General features: G+C 64.8%; 22 protein-coding genes. 15 read left to right on the top strand and 7 right to left on the bottom strand.

From position 1 onward, the window contains the following. The first annotated feature begins 224 nt into the window (after positions 1 to 224). Positions 225 to 1,091, top strand: a complete 867-nt coding sequence (locus tag BUA26_RS06485) for an OmpA family protein (RefSeq protein ID WP_178368545.1) — start codon at positions 225 to 227, stop codon at positions 1,089 to 1,091. Positions 1,092 to 1,174: 83 nt separating this feature from the next. On the opposite strand, the gene BUA26_RS06480 is transcribed toward BUA26_RS06485, so the two are convergent. The 4 genes from BUA26_RS06480 to BUA26_RS06465 form a co-directional block, all read right to left on the bottom strand. Then, on the bottom strand, positions 1,175 to 1,507 hold the full coding sequence (locus BUA26_RS06480) for a hypothetical protein (protein WP_072758877.1): 333 nt from the start codon (positions 1,505 to 1,507) through the stop codon (positions 1,175 to 1,177). A gap of 213 nt (positions 1,508 to 1,720) precedes the next feature. Further along, on the bottom strand, positions 1,721 to 3,571 hold the full coding sequence (locus BUA26_RS06475; protein WP_083572890.1) for a family 43 glycosylhydrolase: 1,851 nt from the start codon (positions 3,569 to 3,571) through the stop codon (positions 1,721 to 1,723). A gap of 48 nt (positions 3,572 to 3,619) precedes the next feature. Continuing rightward, a complete protein-coding gene (locus BUA26_RS06470) occupies positions 3,620 to 4,537 on the bottom strand; it encodes an arginine deiminase-related protein (protein ID WP_072758873.1) in 918 nt (305 codons plus the stop codon). Between the two features lie 18 nt (positions 4,538 to 4,555). After that, a complete protein-coding gene (locus BUA26_RS06465) occupies positions 4,556 to 5,821 on the bottom strand; it encodes an MFS transporter (protein WP_072758871.1) in 1,266 nt (421 codons plus the stop codon). A gap of 159 nt (positions 5,822 to 5,980) precedes the next feature. On the opposite strand from BUA26_RS06465, the gene BUA26_RS06460 reads away from it, so the two are divergent. After that, entirely contained in the window at positions 5,981 to 6,283 is a 303-nt protein-coding gene (locus BUA26_RS06460) for a DUF3247 family protein (RefSeq protein WP_072758870.1), read from the top strand. Between the two features lie 24 nt (positions 6,284 to 6,307). On the opposite strand, the gene BUA26_RS06455 is transcribed toward BUA26_RS06460, so the two are convergent. Then, positions 6,308 to 8,140 carry an FAD-dependent oxidoreductase gene (locus BUA26_RS06455; protein ID WP_072758868.1) on the bottom strand — a complete coding sequence of 611 codons (1,833 nt, stop codon included), beginning with the start codon at positions 8,138 to 8,140 and terminating at the stop codon, positions 6,308 to 6,310. Between the two features lie 157 nt (positions 8,141 to 8,297). On the opposite strand from BUA26_RS06455, the gene BUA26_RS06450 reads away from it, so the two are divergent. The 3 genes from BUA26_RS06450 to BUA26_RS06440 all read left to right on the top strand — a co-directional run bounded on the left by BUA26_RS06450 (position 8,298) and on the right by BUA26_RS06440 (position 10,469). After that, on the top strand, positions 8,298 to 9,164 hold the full coding sequence (locus tag BUA26_RS06450) for a LytTR family DNA-binding domain-containing protein (protein ID WP_072758866.1): 867 nt from the start codon (positions 8,298 to 8,300) through the stop codon (positions 9,162 to 9,164). Between the two features lie 69 nt (positions 9,165 to 9,233). Continuing rightward, the gene (locus tag BUA26_RS06445; protein WP_072758864.1) at positions 9,234 to 9,950 is read left to right on the top strand and encodes a hypothetical protein; all 717 of its coding nucleotides are present in this window, start codon (positions 9,234 to 9,236) and stop codon (positions 9,948 to 9,950) included. A 63-nt stretch (positions 9,951 to 10,013) separates the two neighbouring features. After that, positions 10,014 to 10,469 carry a DUF6491 family protein gene (locus BUA26_RS06440; protein WP_083572954.1) on the top strand — a complete coding sequence of 152 codons (456 nt, stop codon included), beginning with the start codon at positions 10,014 to 10,016 and terminating at the stop codon, positions 10,467 to 10,469. 36 nt (positions 10,470 to 10,505) lie between these two features. Here BUA26_RS06440 and BUA26_RS06435 read toward each other — a convergent pair whose 3' ends face one another. Together BUA26_RS06435 and BUA26_RS06430 are read right to left on the bottom strand one after the other, a co-directional pair. Continuing rightward, a complete protein-coding gene (locus BUA26_RS06435) occupies positions 10,506 to 11,327 on the bottom strand; it encodes a ferritin-like domain-containing protein (protein ID WP_072758862.1) in 822 nt (273 codons plus the stop codon). 146 nt (positions 11,328 to 11,473) lie between these two features. Then, complete coding sequence (locus BUA26_RS06430; protein ID WP_072758860.1) at positions 11,474 to 11,890, bottom strand: universal stress protein; 417 nt, start codon at positions 11,888 to 11,890, stop codon at positions 11,474 to 11,476. Between the two features lie 319 nt (positions 11,891 to 12,209). Here BUA26_RS06430 and BUA26_RS06425 point away from each other — a divergent pair, with 319 nt between their 5' ends. The 10 genes from BUA26_RS06425 (at position 12,210) to BUA26_RS06380 (ending at position 19,424) form a co-directional block, all read left to right on the top strand. Continuing rightward, complete coding sequence (locus tag BUA26_RS06425; protein WP_072758858.1) at positions 12,210 to 12,668, top strand: hypothetical protein; 459 nt, start codon at positions 12,210 to 12,212, stop codon at positions 12,666 to 12,668. Positions 12,669 to 12,794: 126 nt separating this feature from the next. Next, complete coding sequence (locus tag BUA26_RS06420; RefSeq protein ID WP_072758856.1) at positions 12,795 to 13,325, top strand: peroxiredoxin; 531 nt, start codon at positions 12,795 to 12,797, stop codon at positions 13,323 to 13,325. Continuing rightward, positions 13,322 to 13,819 (top strand): hypothetical protein, encoded by a 498-nt coding sequence (locus BUA26_RS06415; RefSeq protein WP_072758853.1) that lies wholly within the window; start codon positions 13,322 to 13,324, stop codon positions 13,817 to 13,819. The genes BUA26_RS06420 and BUA26_RS06415 overlap by 4 nt, the downstream gene beginning before the upstream one ends. A 61-nt stretch (positions 13,820 to 13,880) precedes the next feature. Beyond that, a complete protein-coding gene (locus BUA26_RS06410; RefSeq protein WP_255368186.1) occupies positions 13,881 to 14,711 on the top strand; it encodes an energy transducer TonB in 831 nt (276 codons plus the stop codon). A gap of 127 nt (positions 14,712 to 14,838) precedes the next feature. Next, positions 14,839 to 15,591 (top strand): DUF2884 family protein, encoded by a 753-nt coding sequence (locus BUA26_RS06405; protein WP_072760122.1) that lies wholly within the window; start codon positions 14,839 to 14,841, stop codon positions 15,589 to 15,591. 138 nt (positions 15,592 to 15,729) lie between these two features. Beyond that, positions 15,730 to 16,170: a DUF2383 domain-containing protein gene (locus BUA26_RS06400; protein WP_072758849.1), complete on the top strand. Its 441-nt coding sequence runs from the start codon at positions 15,730 to 15,732 to the stop codon at positions 16,168 to 16,170. Positions 16,171 to 16,206: 36 nt separating this feature from the next. Then, complete coding sequence (locus BUA26_RS06395; protein WP_072758847.1) at positions 16,207 to 16,782, top strand: DUF924 family protein; 576 nt, start codon at positions 16,207 to 16,209, stop codon at positions 16,780 to 16,782. Between the two features lie 67 nt (positions 16,783 to 16,849). Next, a complete protein-coding gene (locus tag BUA26_RS06390; protein ID WP_072758845.1) occupies positions 16,850 to 17,158 on the top strand; it encodes a DUF2845 domain-containing protein in 309 nt (102 codons plus the stop codon). Positions 17,159 to 17,222: 64 nt separating this feature from the next. Beyond that, complete coding sequence (locus BUA26_RS06385; RefSeq protein WP_255368185.1) at positions 17,223 to 18,452, top strand: low temperature requirement protein A; 1,230 nt, start codon at positions 17,223 to 17,225, stop codon at positions 18,450 to 18,452. A gap of 99 nt (positions 18,453 to 18,551) precedes the next feature. Next, the gene (locus BUA26_RS06380; protein ID WP_072758842.1) at positions 18,552 to 19,424 is read left to right on the top strand and encodes a mechanosensitive ion channel family protein; all 873 of its coding nucleotides are present in this window, start codon (positions 18,552 to 18,554) and stop codon (positions 19,422 to 19,424) included.

The following is a 19,424-nucleotide window of genomic DNA, read 5'->3' as shown; positions in this document are numbered from 1 at the left end:
GCGTGCTGCGGCACGATCTCGTACGAAGTGATCGCGAGAGCCCCGTTTCGGTGGTATTTCAGCGCCCGAACAGTTTTCTTCACCTCCGCTGCACCCGGTGCAGCGCTCGGCCGCTATATCCTGCGGGGTACGGGGAAGCCGGTGATGGGCGGCGACTGCTTCGGCGATACCGCGCGATGGCGTGGCTGATGCCGGGCGGTCACTCGATACATAAGGAATGGACCATGCAAACTCTACGTCCGTACGTTTACCTTCTCGGTGTTGCCGTCGCGCTGACGCTGACCGGTTGCAAACAGGAGGCCGTACAGCCGGCTCCGCTACCCGCACCGGAGCCGCAGGCGACACCCGCCATGCCGGTGCAACAGAACCTGTCGGCCGATGCACTGTTCGCATTCGGCAAGGCGCAACTGAAATCCGCCGACAATGCCGATCTGGATGCGCTGGTCGACAAGCTGAAGGCCGCATCACAGATCGACTCGGTGCATGTGCTGGGCTACACCGACCGGATCGGCAGTGAGCAGGCCAACCTGGACCTTTCCGCGAAACGCGCCGAGGCGGTACGCGACTATCTGGCAGCGCATGGCGTACCGGCCGGGGTGATCCAGACCGAAGGCCGCGGGGACGCCGACCCGGTGGTCCAATGTCCGAACCTGAAAGGCGGGAAGCTGATTGCCTGCCTGGCGCCGAACCGCCGGGTCGCCATCGAGACCACGGTGAGCGACGCTGCCAGCGCAGCGCCTGTGGCCAGCACGGCGCCCGCCGCCGTCATGCCCGGCGAACGCCACGTGACCCAGACGGTGTGGATCGGCCCGCATACAGTGCCTTGCGACGCCGACAACTCGGGTCGCTGCTACCGCGTGCGCGAGAGCGAGAACGGCCCGTGGAAACTGTGGGCCGGTCGCATTCAGGGCTTCAACTATGTCGAGGGCAACGACTACGAACTGGTCGTCAAGGCGTACCGCTCGGATGTAAAACTGGGAGAGCAGTCCAAGGATACGGCCTCCCGCTACGTGTCTTCGAACAACAGCGGCCCATTCGTGGTCTGGGTACTCGACCACGTGGTGAGCGAGCAGCCGCACGTCGGTCAGTGAACGTTGCGGCGATCAACAGCGCCGTTGGAAAACAGAAGGGCCGGACGAGCGATCGTCCGGCCCTTTCGCGTGAGGCATGGCGCCTATTCGTCGTCGCTGCGGAACGCGCGGCGCAGCAGCAGGAACGCACCGATGGTGCCGGCGATGATCGCCACCGTGGCCGCGGGATGACGGTTGACTTGACGACGCAGCCGGCGATAGTGGTAGTTCGCCTCGTCGGCAAGATCCTCGGCGGCCTGGGTCAACTGCTGGCCGTAATGCTTGCCGCCCTTGCCGAAACGCTCGTTGATGCGACGGCGGCCACGTTCGAGCAGATTCTGCGCGCTGCTGGCGGCGCCATCGGCGTAGTGGCGCGCACGCTCTCCCGCACGGTCGGCGGTATCACGGATCTGGCGTTCGATATCACGATGGCGCATGGCGTTCTCCTTGGCTCAGATGTCACAGGCTGCCAGTGGTGTCGTGAGCGGTGCGTAAACAGCGGACCTCGCCACGCCGATTCGTTCAGCCTGATGGGTATTCGCTACCCGAGGACGGCTTGATCGATCTCTGTTTTCATCATTCCCGAAGCCTTCAATAGCTGCATGGCTGGCCAAACGGGAACCGGGCATCTTTCTCGTAATGCGGGGTGCTCAGGGGTTCAGCGTAGCCGCCCGGGACAGTGCCGACACTCCGCGTTCGTCGAATGCCTCGACCGCCACGACATACTTCACTCCCTTGTTCAACGAGCGCAGAGTCAGCCGCGTCGGCTGGTCGGCGAAGCGCTGGTAGGCCTCGTGCAAGCGGTCGGCGGCAAGCCCCCAGCGCACGTTGTAGCCCACCGCGCCGGGCACCGGCTTCCACACGATCTCGGCATCGCGGGTATCGGCCAGACGGTGCGCGGAGACCAGCACCGGCGCTGGCGGCGGCGCACCATCGGCGTTGCCGAACACGCGCAGGTCGGAGATCGCCAGCGTGTGCGCGCCGACGTGGCCGTGCACGTAGCGCACGTAGCGGATACGCGCCGGATGGTCGAGTTCGAGATAGGCGTTCGGTCGGTCGCGCGTTTCGTGCGAGAGGTCGGCCAGCGTGCTCCATTGTCGGCCGTCGACCGAGCCATCGAGGCAGAACCGGGTGACGATGTCGGGCGCGTCGCCGTAGCGGCCGGACTGGTAGTCGGCATAGTTCACCTGTATCGCGCGCACCGTGCGCAGGCCGCCGAGATCGAGGGTGAGCGTCTGTCCGGCAGTGTTGTTCGCGGCAGCCCAGAACGTGCGCGGATTCTCGTCGGTGACTTCGGATGGCGGATGCTCCGGCAGTTGTGACGAGGCCCGCGCGGCCTTGCGATACGACAGCAACATCCAGCCGGTGAATGTGCTCTCGCCCTCATGCAGCGGACGATCGGGCATGCGCTGCGGGAAATCGCCGAAGCGGGTGTCGACCCACATCTGGCCGTCCGCGTGGAAGCCGGCGGGGAACAAGTCGATGCGCCGCTCGAACTTCCAGTTCAGGCCTACCCACATGGTGCCGCTGTTCCACCAGTTGCCGTACGCGTCCTGGAAAGTGGAGCCGTGGCCGGCGCCGACGGCGAAGCCGCCGGGCTTGTAGCCGACCGGGTTGTACGGCGCATAGTTGAACGGGCCGAGCGGGTTGCTGCCGACATACACGCCGGTGGCGTAGACGTTGTATTCGGTGCCGGGTGCACCGTACTGCAAGTAGTAGTGGTCGCCGTGGCGATTCATCCAGGCGCCCTCGACGAAAGGCTGGATGCTGGTGTCGTTGTGGTCCTGGCCGAAGCGTTCCCAACCGTGCGCGGCCGGATCGGCGCGGAGCAGCGCCACCGGTTTGCCGACGAACGCCATCCGTTTGCCTTCGCCTTCATGGGCATGGCCGAGCGCGAGATCCAGCTCGGCGCCGTACAACGGAAAGATGTTGGACGAACCCCAGTACAGGTAGGTCTTGCTGTCTCGATCCCGGAACAGGCCCGGATCCCACGGTCCCGGCGGCAGGTCGCCCGGCTTCATCTCGCTCTCGTGGCCGGACCACACCGCGCCCGGCACCGCCGGCAGCAAGCGTGTCCAGAACTGCCAGCGACCGTGTGCCGGATCGGTGGAGAACAGCAGCGGCCTCGGCTCCATCGCGGCCTGCATCAGGAACAGCTTGCCGTCGGCGACCAGGGTGGCCGGCGCCACCGGACCGTCGAACGGCCAGCGATCCGGCTGCACGAACTGCCAATGCACGAGGTCACTCGAATGCCAGTAGCCGTCGGCCAGCGTAAGGAACAGGTAATAACCATCGCCGTAGCGCACGATCGCGGGATCCGCGCCGGTGCGGTAGGAGATGCCCTCGTTCATTTGTTCGTAGTTGTAGCGGTAGTCGATGTCGACCGGGTTGGCCCAGGTGCGGCCGCTTGCGGTGACAGGCGCGGACATCGCGCAGGGGACGGCGATGCTTGCCGCGAGCGCGATCAGCCTGGGCAGCTGGGTGCGGAGGGACGATGGCATCGTTCGAGCATGCACGGTCGGTCCAGTGCACGCAACGCCGGTGTGCGATCAGAAGATTTCGCCCACGCAGCAGCGCAGGCTGCCGCCGGCTTTCTCGATCTCGCTCAGGTCCACCGCGCCCACCGTAAAACCGTAATCGCTCAGCGTCTTGGTCTGTTCGTTGGTCAACGAGGCACCGGCGCAGGCGCTCATCCACACACGCTCATCGGACAAGGTGATCGCGTTGCCGGCAAACGCCTGCTTCTGGGCCGGGGTCAGCCAGACCACGCGATCGCCGTAGGCCGTGGCGATCGCCCTTGGTACGGCTGGATCGCGGAAGCCGTCGGCGGCGATGATCGCGGCGCGGCTGGCCAGCAGGGTCAGTACCACGTTGGTGTGGTATTCGGATTCGGCGAGGTCGAAGCAGAAGGTCAGACGCAGATCGAATGCCTTGTGCATCGCGTGCGCGCCGGCCAGATCGCAGCGTTCGCTGAGGCCGCAGTAGCCGACGCCGCGCACGCGGTCGATGATCAGCGAGCCGGTCAGCTCGGCGACCAGGTCGTCGCAGCCGGACAGGTCGATCTCGTCGTAACCCAGCACGTCGCCGAAGAAACCGCGGATGTCGGCGCGTTCGGCCTCGCGCTGGCGCACGGCGTGGCGCATGCGACCGATGATCAGCCGGCCCGGCGCGGTGCCGAACACGTTGTTGGGAAATACCGCATCGGGCGTGGCCGGATTGCCGGGGAACGTGATGACTGGGCAGTCCGCGCGCAACGCCTGCGCCAGCGCGCTGTGCTGGGCCAGTGCCTTGAGCGGATCGACCGCAAGACTCATGTCCATATAGCGGTTGTCGCGTGCCGATTCCGCCGCCAGGCTGAACTCGGCCGGGGCGACCAGGTATGCCGCCCGTGCAGACGCCATGGCGTCTCGCAGCGGAGTCAACGCGGCATAGGCTTCGAGGAATTCGGTGGGCGACGTGGTGATCACGTAATGGCTCCGGCGAAGCTAGAGAGTATCCGCTGCCGGTCGATCCGGTGCAGCGGCTTCCACATGCAGCCGCTGGCGCAGGCGCAAGGTCGGAAACATTCCCATCCACAGGCCGACCACCACCAGCGTACCGATGCCGCCGATCACCGTGGCGCCTACCGCACCCACCCACGCGGCGAGCATGCCCGACTCGAATTCGCCGAGCTGGTTGGAAGTGTTGATGAAGATCGCATTCACCGCACTGACCCGGCCGCGCATATCGTCCGGCGTGTCCAGTTGCACCAGTGCGCCGCGGATCACCATGCTGACCATGTCGAATGCGCCCAGCGCGAACAGCGCCGCCAGCGACAGCCACAACGTGGTCGACACGGCGAAAACCAGCGTCGCCAAGCCGAATCCGGCGACCGATGCAAACATGATCGCGCCGACCCGCTGCTGCAGATTGTGCCGGGCCAGCCACACCGACATCAGCAACGCACCCATCGCCGGTGCCGCGCGCAACAAGCCCAGTCCCCACGGGCCTGTGTGTAGGATGTCCTTGGCGAAGATCGGCAGCAGCGCGGTCGCGCCGCCAAGCAGTACGGCGAACAGGTCCAGCGAGATCACGCCGAGCACGTCCTTGCGCGCGCGGATGAAATGCACGCCGGCGAACAGCGTCTTCAGCGTGGCCGGCTCGCGCTTCGGCGGGGCCTGTTCGTAGCGCAGACGGCCCATCAACGCCACCGAGATCAGATACAGCGCGCCGCACACCGAATACACCACGCCCGGTCCGGCCACGTACAAAAAACCGCCCAGCGCCGGGCCCATGATCATCGCCGCCTGTCCGGCCGACGCGCTCACCGCCATCGCGCGCGGAAGAATCGCTGCCGGCACCAGGGCCGGCAGCATCGACTGCAGCGCCGGAAACTCGAACGCCTTGGCGATGCCGATCACGAACAGCAGCAACAGGATGCCGATCTCATGAATGCCGTGCGCCAGGCTCATGCCGGCCAGCAGCACGATCGCGATCCATTCCACCACCTGGCCGAGCAACACGACGCGACGCCGTTCGAACTGATCGGCGACATGCCCGGCCGGCAGCGCCAGCAGCAACGACGGCACGAATTGCACCAGGCCGATCAAGCCCAGGTCGAACGCGCGGCCGGTGATCGCGTAGATCTGCCAGCCCACCGCCACGGACAGCATTTGGAAACCGAAACCCGAAGCGATCCGGGCGAACCAGAAGGCGACAAACGCGCGGTGCTGCAGCAGTGAATCTGCCGACGGCGTGGTGACGGATGGCATTGGTTGTCCTTGCGTGGACGGCCATTATCGGGCCACCGCCTTGTTCGGCCTAGCGCCGACGGCATGCCCATCGTTCAGCTGGCAGACTGGCAAATTGACAGGCTTTTACCATTTTGCCGATTAGCGTGGCGCCTCCATCCGTCGTACGAGGCGAGTCCCATGGGCAGGCAGGCGCACCAGGTCTACACCGATCCGGCCAGCATCCGGAAGCTGGAGTCGATCATCGACGAATTACCCGCCAACGGCCATGTCGTGTTGCTGATGAAAGACGGCAGCAGCTGCGACGGCGTGGTCAGCGCGCGACCGAACGTGCAGCTGTTTCGGGACGCCGACGAACACGAAGGCGTCAACGCGCTGGTGCAACTGCAACGGCCCGATGTGCCGGAATGGAGCCGGCGCGTCTGGCTGGATCAGGTCGTGCGGGTCGAGCATCTGGACTCGAGCATGGCGAGCGAGAGCTGAATTTCCGCCGTCGAGTGCCGTGCGTCACCCGCCGCGCAATCGTGTGAAGCCATCCGCGCTCCAGTCCTCACTGCCGACGCCGTGGTGCACGAAGAACAGGCCGTCCGGATCGTACTTGCGCTTCGCCGCGGCGAGGCGCGGATAGTTGCTGCCCCAGAATCCCTGCTGCCAGTCGCGCAGGAAGTAGTCGCTTTCCGAGACATAGCTGCCGGCATCGGGCGCCACAGTGCGGATGGCGTCCATCGCCTGGTCGATGGCTGTCGCTTCGCGCCGCGCCTTGGCCAGGTCGGGCTTCGCGCCCGGCATGCCGGGGAAAGCGGGAGCGCCGCCGTTGGCGCAGATCAGCAGGGCGAACGCGTCGAGCACCTGCGGATGGGTGGCGGTGTCGCGGGCGCGGTCGATCGCGTCGGCCGGCGCGCCGGCCAGTCCCTTGTTGAAGTGCAGGGCGAAACCCCAGTGCTGCGACGCGTTGAACAAGGCCTGCACCAGCTGTGCTTGCCGCCCGGGTTGCAGCAGCGAAGCCGGTAGCCAGGCCGACTGATAGCCGTGGATGAACCAGCCGACCTGGTCATGGTCGCCGGCCCAGAGGATGTGATCGCGGGGCGCGCCCGGCCGGTCGTCCGACACGATGAGGTTTGGCAGGTTCTTGTGGAGGAATTCGGCGTCCCACAGATGTTGGGCCGGCGCCGCCAGCGCCTGGAACGGTTTGGTGATGCGGCAATCCTTGCGGGCATGCACCCAATCGAGGAAGGGCGCCCAGGTCTGTTCGGCCTGTTGCAGGGTGAGGCCCTGGAACATCATGGAGATCTCGAAGGTGTCGCCACCATAGAATTTCATCTGCTCGCCCCAGTGCGGATTGAACAGCGCGCGCTGGTAGAAGCTCACCGCCTCGGCGATCAGAGCGCGATAGGCCGCGTCCGAGTCGACCTTGATGGTGACGCCGACACCACCGACGAACTCGGGCAGCTCGAAGGTGCGCAGGGTCAGCCGCGTGACCACGCCCAGGCTGCCGCCACCACCGCCCTTGAGACCCCAGAACAGCTCTGGATTCGTGCGGGCATTGGCGATGCGTACCTGGCCGTCGGCGGTCACCACTTCTGCTTCCAGCAGGTTCGATGCGGCGGTGCCGAAGTTCTTGGACAGGCTGCCGAAGCCACCGCTCTGCACCAGCCCGGCCACGCCCACCGTGGTGCAGCCGCCGCCCTGCACGTAGCGGCCGCCGCGGGTAGTCACGGCATCGTAGGCGTCGATCCACATGGCGCCCGCCTGCACGCTCACCGCCGCCTGCGGAGCCATCTGGGCGGCGCAGCCTTGCGGCACGAAGGCGTCGTGCAGGCTCACCTGATTCATGCGCCGGGTCCATACCAGCAGCGAATCCGGCGCATCCGAGGTGCCCTGGTAGCTGTGGCCGCCGCCTTTCACCACCAGCCGCAGGTGGTGCTGGCGCGCGAAATTGATGGCGGCGACCACATCGGCCGTGCTCTCGGCTGCCACGGCGTAAGCGCTGGGTTGCGAGGTCCAGGCGTCGGCCCAGCCGCTGGTCTGGGTCAGCGCCGGGTTGTCGCCCACCGCGAACGGGTTGTCCAGATGCTTGAGCGCCTGTGCGCAGGTGCTGTCCGGCTGCGCCGCGTCGCAATGGGCGAACGGCGATTCCAGCTTCAGCAGCCGGCCGCCGACTTGCCGTTTCAGCTGCTCCCATTCCGTGGCCGCGGGCCAGCCCGGTTGGCCCGGGCGCAGCCGCGAGCGCAGGCTCGTCGCGAGAGTGCCGACGCCGTGCGCCAGGGCCGTGCCGCTGCGCATCAGCAAGGGCAGCAGGGGCAGTGTGATGGCAGCCTTCAGCAAGTCGCGCCTTTTCATCGTATCGCTCCGGACTGGATGGACAGCGGCCAGCATGGGTCCCCGTCGCCGTCATTCCCAGTGCGGGGTGACGGATTGCGGGCAGTCAGGGACGAATCGACTTCGGCGCGGGACGGGACGCATCGGGATTTCGCCGCGGCCACGTAGAATCGCCGGCATGAACGAGCAGGCGGATGTCGGATACAGGGATTTTCAGCGTTGGCGTCCCTCGGTCGAGGTTGCCTTCTGGGTGGCTCTGTCCATCCTCAACACAATGTTCAACGGTCTCGTTGCACAGATCGACCATGCCCGCACGGCGAGCTGGGAACCGTGGGTGTGGGAATCGAGCAGCGCGCTGCTGATCCTGCTGTTGATCCCCTTCGTGAGGATGGTGGAGCGGCGCTGGCCGTTTCGCTTCGACACATGGCGCCACAGCTTGCCGTGGCATCTGCTGGCCAGTGTGGCGTTCAGCCTGATGCACGTGGCCGGCATGGTCGAGCTGCGCAAGCTGGCTTATGGAACGGTTGGCCGCCACTACCGTTTCGGCGCGTGGTGGCCGAACTTCGGCTACGAGTACCTTAAGGACATCCGCAGCTATTTTCTCATCGTCGCGCTGATCTGCCTGTCGCGGCTGTGGTTGCTGCGCCAGCAGGGCGAAGCGAAACTGCTGGCCGAGCCGGACGACGGCCCCCCGGTGGAGCCGGTGGAGCGGCCCGAGCGATTCCTGGTGCGCAAGCTGGGCAAGGAGTTCCTGGTCAACGCCAGCGAGATCGAATGGCTGCAGGCGTCCGGCAATTACGTGAACCTGCATGTGCGTGGTCGCGACTATCCGTTGCGCGCGACCATGGCCGGCATCGAGAGCCGGCTGGACCCGGCGCGTTTCGTGCGGGTGCATCGCGGCTACTTCATCAACCTCGACTATCTGGCCGAGATCGAGCCGCTGGAAACCGGCGATGCCCGCCTGCAGATGCGCGACAGCGTGAAAATTCCCTGCAGCCGGCGTTACCGCGCCGCCTTGCGCGAGCGCTTCGGCCAGTCGGACTGAGCGCGGCCGGTTGCGTGGCGGCAGCGGATCGTTCCAAGCTAGCCGCCTGTCCCCATCGGTATGTCGCCCATGAAGCCCGCCTTTTCCCGTTACGCCGTGATGGCTTTCTGTGCAGTCGCACTGCTTGCCGGATGCTCCCAGCAGAGCGGCACGCCAGCGCCGGATGCCGAGCAGCAGCAAGCGCAGTCCCAGGCCACCGATGCAACCCGCAACCTCGAAACTTACCGCCAGCTGCTGCGCATCCATAACGACGAGATGGCGGTGACGATGGGTCAGGACATCGTCAGGCGGTTCCCCAACAGCGACGCAGCGAAGGAAGTGCAGCAGACGCTGCCGGAGATTGAGAAGCGCTACACCGAGGCCAGCGAGAAAAACCGCCTGGCGGGTTTGTGGCTGTACCAGGTCTCGCCGATGGCGGGCGGCACGCAGTCCACCGCCACCATCGGCAACGGTGGCGTGCAGCTGGTGCTGCGCCGGCATACCAGCTGGGGCCAGAGTGTGTTCCTGTACGGCAGCAAGCCCGGCTTCGTCTGCCGCGGCAACTGCACCATCGCCGGCACGGTCGATGGCAAGCCGGCGCACACCATGGCGTTCGCGCCATCCACCGGCGAACCGGCGCTGATGATCCGCGACGACAAGGCGTTCATCGCGATGTTGCAGAAGGCCAAGAAGATCACGCTGGACGTGACCCTGGCCGATGGCGACAAAAAGCAGACCCTCATCTACGAGGTGGGCGGTTTCGATCCAGCCAAGTGGGCTAGCGTGGGCAAGCAGAAAAAGAAGTAGTTCCGGTACACCGGAAAGCGGTTCGCGCGTTGGATAAGTACCCCACCGATGGAGGTTGATGCCATGTCGATGATCCGTGTTCTGTGGGCGACGACGTTGGCAGCGCTGCTTGCCGCCTGCGCCAGCGCGCCTTATGCGCAACGCATCAGCGAGCGCCAGGCCGCGTACGCAGCGGCCGCCGGCGCACCGGTGCGCCAGTTCCGCTTCTTCACTTTGTATTCGTGGGAGCCGCTGAGCGACAGCCAGTTGGCCGTCTATACCCGGCCCAACGAAGCGTGGCTGCTGGATCTCGGCGGTGGTTGCCCTGACTTGACCTTCGTCAACAGCATCGGGCTTACCTCGAGCGTCAACCAGGTCATGGTGGGGTTTGACAAGGTGCTCACCGGCCGGCGCAGTTTTCCCTGCACCATTTCGCAGATCCGTCCGATCGATGTGAAAAGCCTGAAGGCCGTGCAGCAGCAACAGCGTCTGATCAAGAGCGCGCCGCGCGGCACCGACAAGGAAGCCACGGCGCAGTGACGATTGCGCTCTCCCGGAGATGCCGCAAGCCAACGCTCAGTGGAGGAACAGTTTCTCGGTGATCCGCGCCAGCGGCTTTTCCAACGCGCTCTGCAGCCGGGCCGGCAGGTCCAGCGGCTTGAGCAGCATCTTCACCGTCATGCCGGCCGGGATGTGCCGGCGCAACAGTCCTTGCGCGCGATCGCTGATGCGGCGGAACTCTGTCTCGTTGCCCAGATGCTGCGGGTAGCATTGGTTGAACACATGGCGAAGCGCGATGTCGCTGTCCTCGCTCTTGATTTCGTTGACGCGGCGCAGGATGGCGCGGAACACCTTGTAGCGGCCGAAACCTTCGCGTTCCCGATATAGCCGGTAGTGCTGGTAGAAGTGCTTGAAATGGCGCACTTCGTCGCTCTTGATATGGTTGGTCAGCAGCTTCAGCACCGGCTCGTCGGTGATCTCGTGGAGCGCGCGATACAAGCTGGCCGTGCCGGTTTCCACCACACAGCGGGCGGCCAGTTCCAGGCCGCGGCAGGGTTCGAGCTGTTCGGCCGTACACACGGCGCCATACTCGTTCCAGAACGCCTGGAAACCCTTGTCCCAGTCGAACTCCGGCCAGACCTTCCTGACATAGGCGGCCAGCGCGCGGCCATGCTGCAGTTCTTCGTGTTCCCAGTGCTGGCTGAGCCAGGTCTGCAGATCCTGGTCGCCGGCGAAATGATCGATCAGATTCTGCGTGTACAGTTCCGAGCCGCTCTCGACGAACGACGAACTGCACAGCAGAAAGAACAGATCTTCGTTGTGGCGCACGCGCGCAACCTCGATGCGCTCGAGATCGAGACTCTCCAGAGTCCAGGGCAGGGCGGTCGCATAGTTCAAGCGGATTTCCTGTGCGGCAGCGTGTTGGCGAGAGCCGGGTGCCAGCGCTCACGTGACAAAAGGGTGACACAGGATACGGCCTGCGCAAGGCTTCGGATTAACGTTGCCCTACTTGCAGTTCAGCGACATCGAATACGGCCGGGTTTTCAGCGCACCACCGTCACCGGCACGTGGGCGCGCGCCAGCACGTTTTCGGATACCGAACCGAGCAACCAGCGTGCCAGCGCGCCGCGCTCGGTGTGTCCGATCACGATGTGATCGACCGCGTGCTGATCGACCTGGCTCAGGAGCACATCGCCGGGACTGCCGTGAATCAACTCGACATCGACCAGGGTGGCGGCATCCGGCACGATCGCGGCCAGTTCGTCCAGCAGTTCCTGCGCGCGCCGACTGCCGGAATCGGCCATCATCAGGGCACAGGCATCGGCTCCGCCCTCGGTGACCTGCAGCACCGACACCACGCGCACCCGGCCATGGCTGCAGCGGGCCAGGTCGATGGCGAACTGGAATGCGCGGCGGGCGGCATCGGAGCCGTCGTAACCGACCAGTGAATACTTGACCATGGTTCTCCTTTGCTGCGGTCCGCATCAAGGCTATGCGAAGTCTAGGCACGGCTTCGTCCACGTCACAACCCCTCGGCGAGGCTCGCCTCGGCATGGCTCGCACGGTACCGCCCTGCCTGCCAAGTACAGTCTGCGCGGCAGCTTGTTACTGAAGCATCAAGCCGGGAAGTCTGAACGGACAGTCATGCGTCTGCACACCATTGTCACGGCGTCATGCACACGATTCCACCACCACGCAGCGGTTTGCCGATCTTTCGATGGCACCCCGGATCTGCGCAGGCGAACGAATCCGATCCCGCACAAACCCAAGGAGATGACAATGATCAAGCGTACTTTTGGAATGGCCGCCCTGGTACTGGCCTGCGCGGGTGCAATGACCGTGCTGCCGACAAGCAGTGCACAGGCCGCCGAAGCCTCGGTGAAATGTGATCTTGCGTTCAACCTGTCCGGCTGGTCATTGATCTACAAGCATGCCGAAGGCCATGGCACGGTCACCTGCGACAACGGCCAGCGCGCAAACGTGAAGATCACCGTGGTCGGCGGCGGCATTACCGCCGGCAAGTACCACATCGACAACGGCAAGGGCGAAATCAGCCATGTGCACGGTATCGATGAGGTATACGGCAACTATGCACAGGCCGGTGCCGAAGCCGGCGTGGTGAAGAGTGGCACCGCGCAGGTGCTGACCAAGGGCACCACCTCGCTGGCCCTGGCCGGCACGGGCCAAGGCGTCAACCTGGGCGTCTCGGTAGGCAAGTTCACCATCAGCAGGCCGTGACATCTGCTGAGGCATGACTCAGTGCATGACGAGGAAGGGCGCCCATGGTGCCCTTCTTCTCTTCATCGGGGCGCGTAAACTGCGGTGGCTGTGCTTCGCCCCGCTTCCCCGACCGGAGATTTCGTCATGCGCCATTTTTCCCGTTTGCTTGTGTTGACCTTGTTATGCGCCCTTGTCGCCCCGGCGTTTGGCGCTACCCCACAAGTAGGCGAAATCGCTCCGACGTTCCGTCTGCAAGACCAGAACGGCCACTGGCGTGCGCCGGCCGATTTTCGTGGCCATTGGCTGGTGATGTACTTCTATCCGAAGGATTTCACGCCAGGCTGCACCACCGAGGTGTGCGCTTTCCGCGATGACATCGCGAAGCTGCGCAAGGCCGGCGCCGAGGTCGTTGGCGTGAGCCTCGACGACGTGAAGTCGCACGCCGAATTCGCCGCGAAGTATCACGTGCCGTTCCCGCTGCTGGCCGATGCCGACCGCAAGGTGGCCATCAGCTACGGCGTGCTCACCGAACACATGGGCATGCATTACGCCAAGCGCACCACCTTTCTGATCGATCCGCAGGGCAAGATCGCCAAGGTCTATGTGGACGTCGATCCCGAGAAGAATTCCGCCCAGGTGATGAGCGACCTGTCCACGCTGAAGGCGGCACCTTGAAGCCCTTGGCGGTGCGCACCGATACGGCCACTCATACGGCGCCGGCGCGGCGTTTTTCGGTATGGCCGATCGGCGTGTGGATCTTGCTGCTGCTCACCGCGACCGGTGCCGTGCAGTATCTGCAACATGCGGAATACGCTTATTTGGTGGCTGCGTTGTTGATCATCATGGTGTGCGCCGGCTGCATCCTGCGCCAGGCATGGGCGCGGCCGATCACGCAGGCGCTGACTGTGCTGCTGGCGTTGTGGGCATTGCTCAGCGGCGTGTTGATGCTGCAGCAATGGGGCGATTTCGAAACCGCCCGGCAGCATGCGCAGGCACTGCCGCAGCTGGGCGAGGTCGCGTTGTGGATGATCGCGCGAGCGCAGCGGACCTGGCAGGTGGGGCTGGCGCTCAAGGCGGTCGCGATCCCCCTGCTGCTGTGGCTGGCCTGGCAATTGGGCCGGCCCGCGGTGCGCGCGCAGTTTCGTCCGTGGCGCCACGAGCGGTCGTAGCTGGCGCTAGACTGCGCAACGGGCTCACTGGGGGGTAGGTATGAAACGTTGGCTGATCGGTTTGTTCTGCGTATTGCTGTCGGGCGCCGCGCTGGCTGCCGGACCAGCCGCCGTGCGCAAGCGAATGCAGGCGAGCATGCTACTTACCGGAACGATCGTGGTGGCACCGGATGGCAGTGTCAGCAGCTACGCCATCGACAAGCCGGAAAAGCTGCCGCCTATGGTGACCGGGCTGATTGCCGAGAGCATTCCGAAATGGAAGTTCGAGCCCACGCTGCTTGACGGTAAGCCGGTGGCGGCGAAGGCGAAAATGAGTGTGCGTTTCGTCGCCAAGCCAGTAGGGGACGACAAATACTCGGTCGGCATCAGTGGCACCCAGTTCGGGCAGAACGTGCCGGGTGAATCCATCGCCTATAAGGATCGGGTGGCGCCGACCTATCCACCCCTGGCTGCCAATTCCCGCATATCGGGCACGGTATATCTGTTGCTGCGCGTGGGTCGAAAGGGGCAGGTGCAGGAAGCCGTGGCCGAACAGGTCAACCTGGTAGTGGCGGACAGTGATGAGGAAATGGAGCGGTGGCGCAAGATGCTCGCCAACTCCGCCGTGGCGGCGGCGCGCAGGTGGACCTTCAATCTGCCGACATCTGGCGAGCATATGAATGACGAGTACTGGGTAGCTCAAGTGCCTGTCACGTATAGTATGGCGTACGGCGAACTTCAAGCCGACGACTACGGCAAGTGGCAGCCCTATGTGCCCGGCCCCAGGCAGCCGGTGCTCTGGATTGATGACCCGCGGCTGCTGTCCGGCAGCGCGGATGCGCTTCCGGACGAAGGCCTCCATCCGCTAGAAAAGGACGGCCTGCACCTGATCACACCGCCCGGCGGCGCCTGAGCTGCCCAGTGCCGCCACAAACGCCCCGCTCTGCGGGGCGTTTTCGTTTCGGCCCGGCTGCCGCATTCAGCATGGGTTGGTGCGTGAGAAGGTATCGCTTGACGCATCGTTTACGGAAATCCAGTCGATGCGCGTGCTTCGTTTGTCTGTCGTCCTGTTGTCGCTGTCGGCCGCGCTGCCCGTGCGCGCGCAGGATCTGGCCGCAACCTGTCATGCCAGCAGCAGCTATGACCTGACCTTGAAAACCGACAGTCTGCTGTTCGACCGGGCGGCGCCGGCGCCGTTTCACGCCGAACTGCAGCAAGGGGCGCTGCGTACCGATGGCGCAACGGTGCAGCTGAATGCGGAGAACCAGGATCGGCTGGCGCTGTTCGAGCGTGAACTGCGCGCACTGGCGCCGCGGGTGCGCACGGTGGCGCAGAACGGAGTGGACATGGCGGTGCAGGGGATGCGCGCCGAGGCCGATGGCATGGGTCTGGGTGCTGATACCCGCGCCGAGTTCAACCGTCGATTGAGTGCGCACGCCAGCGAGCTCAAGCGGCGCATCTCGGTCAGCCAGAGCACGCATGACTGGCAGGGCGATGCCAGCGATCAGGCCATGAATCAGATTGGCGCCGATCTGCTGCCCTTGCTGGCAGCCGATCTGGGCCAGCAGGCGATCAATGCGGCACTGGGTGGCGATATGGATACCGCGGCCCGCCTGCGTGATCGGGCGGCGGATCTCGCTACCGAGCTGCAACCGCGCATGCAGCGGCGAATGCAGGCTTTGCGCCCGCAGATCGAGGCGTTGTGCCCGTCGATCCGGCGGCTTGCCGAGTTGCAGCAAGGCGTGCGCGGCAGCAACGGTCAGCCGTTGAACCTGCTGCAATTGGGGCAATGAGCACCCTCGCCCCGGCATGCGGGGCCCCCACCGTGAGCTGACTGTTGTCAGGCAGATACACCCAGGTTTATCTGCGGCTAAGTGGGCACGAGCGACGATGGGGCCGTGTTCCACTCATGATTCGGCAAAAAAGCGGCCATGTCGACGTACATCGTGCCATCCACTTGCAATGCCTTGATACGGCGCAGCATCGACCTGCGTCGGCTTTATCGGCGTGCCGCGATGGGGTGCGAACCGGGCTTGCGCATGGTGCTGCATGAAAACATGCAGACGCTGGATCTGCTGATCGCCGACCTGCAGGCTCAACTGCGCGCCCACGACGGCAAGCCGAGTGAGCATGGCACCTGGCGTGGCGCCGTCCGCCGCCATCTGGCCAGCTGGCTGGTACATGCGGCCAGTAGTCGTGACAGCGCATGGATCCGCGCGCTGGCGCATCAGGAAAGTGCATTGCTGCATGCGTTCGAGCAGGCCATTGCCGATGCGCCGGCTGAGTCGGCATTGGCCTTGCGCCGGCAGCTGCCGCGCCTGCGCGGTATCCATCTGGATATGCATAGCCTGGCCGGTACCGCGCACCACTGACGCTCCTCTAACGCGCACCACTTAAAGGGAGCGCTGATGCCCGTTACCGCGCATGACGTCCTGGATTTCTGGTTTGCCGATACGAGCGCCGCACACTGGTTTGCCGCCGATGCGGCGTTCGATGCCCAGATGCACGAGCGTTTCGGCAGCGTGGCAGACGCCGCAGCGAATGGACAGCTGGATGGCTGGGCGCTCGACCCGCTGGGCTGGCTGGCGCTGTTGATCCTGTTGGACCAGTTCCCGCGCAACCTTTATCGCGGCGACTCGCGCGCATGGGCGCAGGACGCCAGCGCACAGCGCGTCGCCTTGTCAGGTATCGCTCGCGGAGATGACCGTCAACTTCCGCCGTTGCAGCGCATGTTCGCCTACCTGCCGCTGGAGCATGCCGAGGACAAGGCTTTGCAGCAGCGATCGGTGGCATTGTTCGAGGCGCTTTGCGCGGAAGTGCCACCGCCGCAGCGTAAACGTTTCGAGGATTTTCTCGATTATGCTCGGCGGCATCGCGACGTGATAGCACGCTTCGGCCGCTTTCCACACCGCAATGCTGTGCTTGGCCGGGCCAGTACGCCGGAAGAGGTGATCTATCTGGCCCAGCCTGGTTCCGGCTTCTGAATTAACGGGAAGACGGGCTGGCGCAGCGAAACGGATTTTCGGATTTCAACCAGCCAGGGAGAGGGTCATGCGTCTTCGTCTCATCGTCATCCTGTTCGCATTCAGCGCCACGGTCCATGCGTCCAGCACGCTGCGCGTGGGCAACCAGGTACTCACGGCCGGCGACAGCCGCGAGCGTGTCACCGAGCTGCTGGGCAAGCCCTCGTCAAAATCGCACAAGCGCGTTTCGCGCAGCCGCAGCAGCGGTCGCGGCGGCGTTCGCGTGGCGAGCAAAGATCAGGGCGGCGAACAATGGCGCTATCGCCGCGACGGCCATGTCACCGTGGTGACGATCGTCGACGGCCGGGTCAGCGACATCGAGGATGATCGGCTCTGAGCAGAGCCGTGTGACTGCATCGGGGTGGTCATGCGATAAAGGCGCATCCATGCCGGAGATCGCCTTGAGCATTCACGCATCCGCCAATCCCGTCAGCCTGCCTGCACGGCGCAGCCTCCTGCGCAGCCGTGCGGCAGGCGCACACGTCACCAATATCGAATTGTTCTTCGATCTGGTGTTCGTCTATGCGGTGACCCAGTTGTCGCACACGCTGCTGCATGGCCTGAACCTGGTCAGCGCCTCGCAGGTGCTGCTGCTGTTCCTGGCGGTGTGGTGGGTGTGGGTGTTCACCAGCTGGGTCACCAACTGGCTCGATCCGGAACGCCCGCTGGTGCGGCTGTTGCTGCTGATGCTGACGCTGGCCGGGCTGCTGCTGTCGATCGCGCTGCCGGATGCCTTCGCCGGCCGCGGCCTGTTGTTTGCCGGCGCTTATGTGTTCATGCAGGTGGGGCGCACCTTGTTCATGCTGTGGGCGCTGGGCGATGCCGCACCGGCAAACACGCGCAACTTCCAACGCATCACGGTATGGCTGGCGACCTCGGGTGTGCTGTGGCTGGCGGGCGGATGGCTGGATGGCCAATGGCGTGCGTGGTGCTGGATCGTTGCCCTGACCTTGGAATACATCGGGCCGGCGCTGGCGTTCCCGGTGCCCGGCCTGGGTCGGTCGAGCACCGCCGACTGGGACATCGACGGTGGCCATCTGGCCGAGCGCTGCAGTCAGTTCGTGATCATTGCGCTGGGCGAGTCGGTGCTGGTGACCGGGTCGAGCTTCGCCGACACCTTGTCGCAGCCGCAGGCGCTGCTGGCGTTCGTCAGTGCTTTCGTGGGCAGCGTGGCGATGTGGTGGATCTATTTCGATCTCGGCGCCGAGCGCGGCAGTGTGGCAATCAGACATGCGTCGGATCCGGGCCGTACGGCACGGATCGCCTACACGTATCTGCATCTGCTTATCGTGGCCGGCATCATCGTCAGCGCGGTGGCCGATGAACTGACGCTTCACGATGCCTCGCAGCATGCCGATGCGATCGGCAGCGCGGTGCTGATCGGTGGTCCGGCGCTCTATCTGCTGGGCAATGCCTGGTTCAAGAAAACGGTGAACAGCACCAACCTGCCACTGTCGCATCTGGTCGGCATGGGTTTGCTGGCGGCACTGGCCGTCGCCGTCGCCTGGAAACCGCTGAGCGTGCTCGCGCTGGGATTGGCAACAACCTTGGTGCTGGCGCTGGTGGCGCTGTGGGAGACGATTTCGTTGCGCCACCTGCGTCGGAAGCTGCAGGAATCATCGGTCTTGTGACTGATGGTGCATTGGAACGTTACGGCATCGGGCGCGATGGCGGAGCTTTCCTATTTCTCCTGTTAGGCTGAGCCCCGGTTTTCTGCGGGAGACAAAGCCATGCTCGATGTTTCCGCCAGGTCGATGGCGGCAGTTCCCACGACTCACGATGTTTCCGCCTACACCGATCAGGCGGTACAGATGGGGCTGCATCTGATTGGCGCCTTGCTGGTGCTGCTGGTCGGGATGTGGATCGCGCGTCGGCTGGCGAATTTCGCGCAGGGCGCACTGGGTCGGGCCAGCTTCGACTCCACGCTCAGCGGCTTTTTGCGCAATCTGATCTACGGCGTGCTGATCGCTCTGCTGGTGGTCACCGCGTTGGGCGTGCTGGGCGTACCGTCGGCACCGATGGTCGCCGCGCTCGGTACCGCCGGGCTGGCGATCGGACTGGCGCTGCAGGGCTCGCTCAGCAACCTGGCCTGGGGCGTGCTGCTGGCCGTGTTCCGGCCATTTCGCGTCGGCGATTACGTCACCGCAGGTGGCGTCGAAGGCACGGTGGGAAGCCTCAACCTCATGCACACCTTGCTGATTCTGCCGGACAACCGCGAGGCGATCGTGCCGAATGGAAAGATCGGCAGCGACGCCATCGTCAACTTCAACCGGCGTGGCACGCGGCGCTTCGAGCTGAAGTTCGGCATCGCTTACCGCGACGATACCGACAAAGTGATCGCGACGATTACTCGACTGATCGAGGCGGACAAGCGCGTGCTGAAAGATCCGGCGCCGGGCGTGTGGATCGAAAGCCTGGCCGTACAGACCGTAAACCTGGTGTTGCGCGGCTGGACCGGCAGTGGCGACAGCTGGAACGTTCAGACCGACCTGTGGCGTGCGATCAAGCAGCAGATCGACGCGCGGCAGATCAGCGTGACGGCGGGGCCGCAGGAGATCGCGCTGGTGCGGGGCACGCCATCGATCGCACCGAAAGCCGGCTGA

It is taken from the genome of Rhodanobacter sp. OK091 (assembly GCF_900142825.1).
GTDB lineage: Bacteria > Pseudomonadota > Gammaproteobacteria > Xanthomonadales > Rhodanobacteraceae > Rhodanobacter.
Note: the sequence above shows the minus strand (reverse complement) of the source record. Positions and strands in the feature narration are given on the sequence as shown.

Coding starts and splice junctions, on each gene's coding strand:
- BUA26_RS06485 (WP_178368545.1), top strand. CDS start 225: ATGCAAACTCTACGTCCGTACGTTTACCTTCTCGGTGTTGCCGTCGCG.
- BUA26_RS06480 (WP_072758877.1), bottom strand. CDS start 1,507: ATGCGCCATCGTGATATCGAACGCCAGATCCGTGATACCGCCGACCGT.
- BUA26_RS06475 (WP_083572890.1), bottom strand. CDS start 3,571: ATGCCATCGTCCCTCCGCACCCAGCTGCCCAGGCTGATCGCGCTCGCG.
- BUA26_RS06465 (WP_072758871.1), bottom strand. CDS start 5,821: ATGCCATCCGTCACCACGCCGTCGGCAGATTCACTGCTGCAGCACCGC.
- BUA26_RS06460 (WP_072758870.1), top strand. CDS start 5,981: ATGGGCAGGCAGGCGCACCAGGTCTACACCGATCCGGCCAGCATCCGG.
- BUA26_RS06455 (WP_072758868.1), bottom strand. CDS start 8,140: ATGAAAAGGCGCGACTTGCTGAAGGCTGCCATCACACTGCCCCTGCTG.
- BUA26_RS06450 (WP_072758866.1), top strand. CDS start 8,298: ATGAACGAGCAGGCGGATGTCGGATACAGGGATTTTCAGCGTTGGCGT.
- BUA26_RS06445 (WP_072758864.1), top strand. CDS start 9,234: ATGAAGCCCGCCTTTTCCCGTTACGCCGTGATGGCTTTCTGTGCAGTC.
- BUA26_RS06440 (WP_083572954.1), top strand. CDS start 10,014: ATGTCGATGATCCGTGTTCTGTGGGCGACGACGTTGGCAGCGCTGCTT.
- BUA26_RS06430 (WP_072758860.1), bottom strand. CDS start 11,890: ATGGTCAAGTATTCACTGGTCGGTTACGACGGCTCCGATGCCGCCCGC.
- BUA26_RS06425 (WP_072758858.1), top strand. CDS start 12,210: ATGATCAAGCGTACTTTTGGAATGGCCGCCCTGGTACTGGCCTGCGCG.
- BUA26_RS06420 (WP_072758856.1), top strand. CDS start 12,795: ATGCGCCATTTTTCCCGTTTGCTTGTGTTGACCTTGTTATGCGCCCTT.
- BUA26_RS06405 (WP_072760122.1), top strand. CDS start 14,839: ATGCGCGTGCTTCGTTTGTCTGTCGTCCTGTTGTCGCTGTCGGCCGCG.
- BUA26_RS06400 (WP_072758849.1), top strand. CDS start 15,730: ATGTCGACGTACATCGTGCCATCCACTTGCAATGCCTTGATACGGCGC.
- BUA26_RS06395 (WP_072758847.1), top strand. CDS start 16,207: ATGCCCGTTACCGCGCATGACGTCCTGGATTTCTGGTTTGCCGATACG.
- BUA26_RS06390 (WP_072758845.1), top strand. CDS start 16,850: ATGCGTCTTCGTCTCATCGTCATCCTGTTCGCATTCAGCGCCACGGTC.
- BUA26_RS06380 (WP_072758842.1), top strand. CDS start 18,552: ATGCTCGATGTTTCCGCCAGGTCGATGGCGGCAGTTCCCACGACTCAC.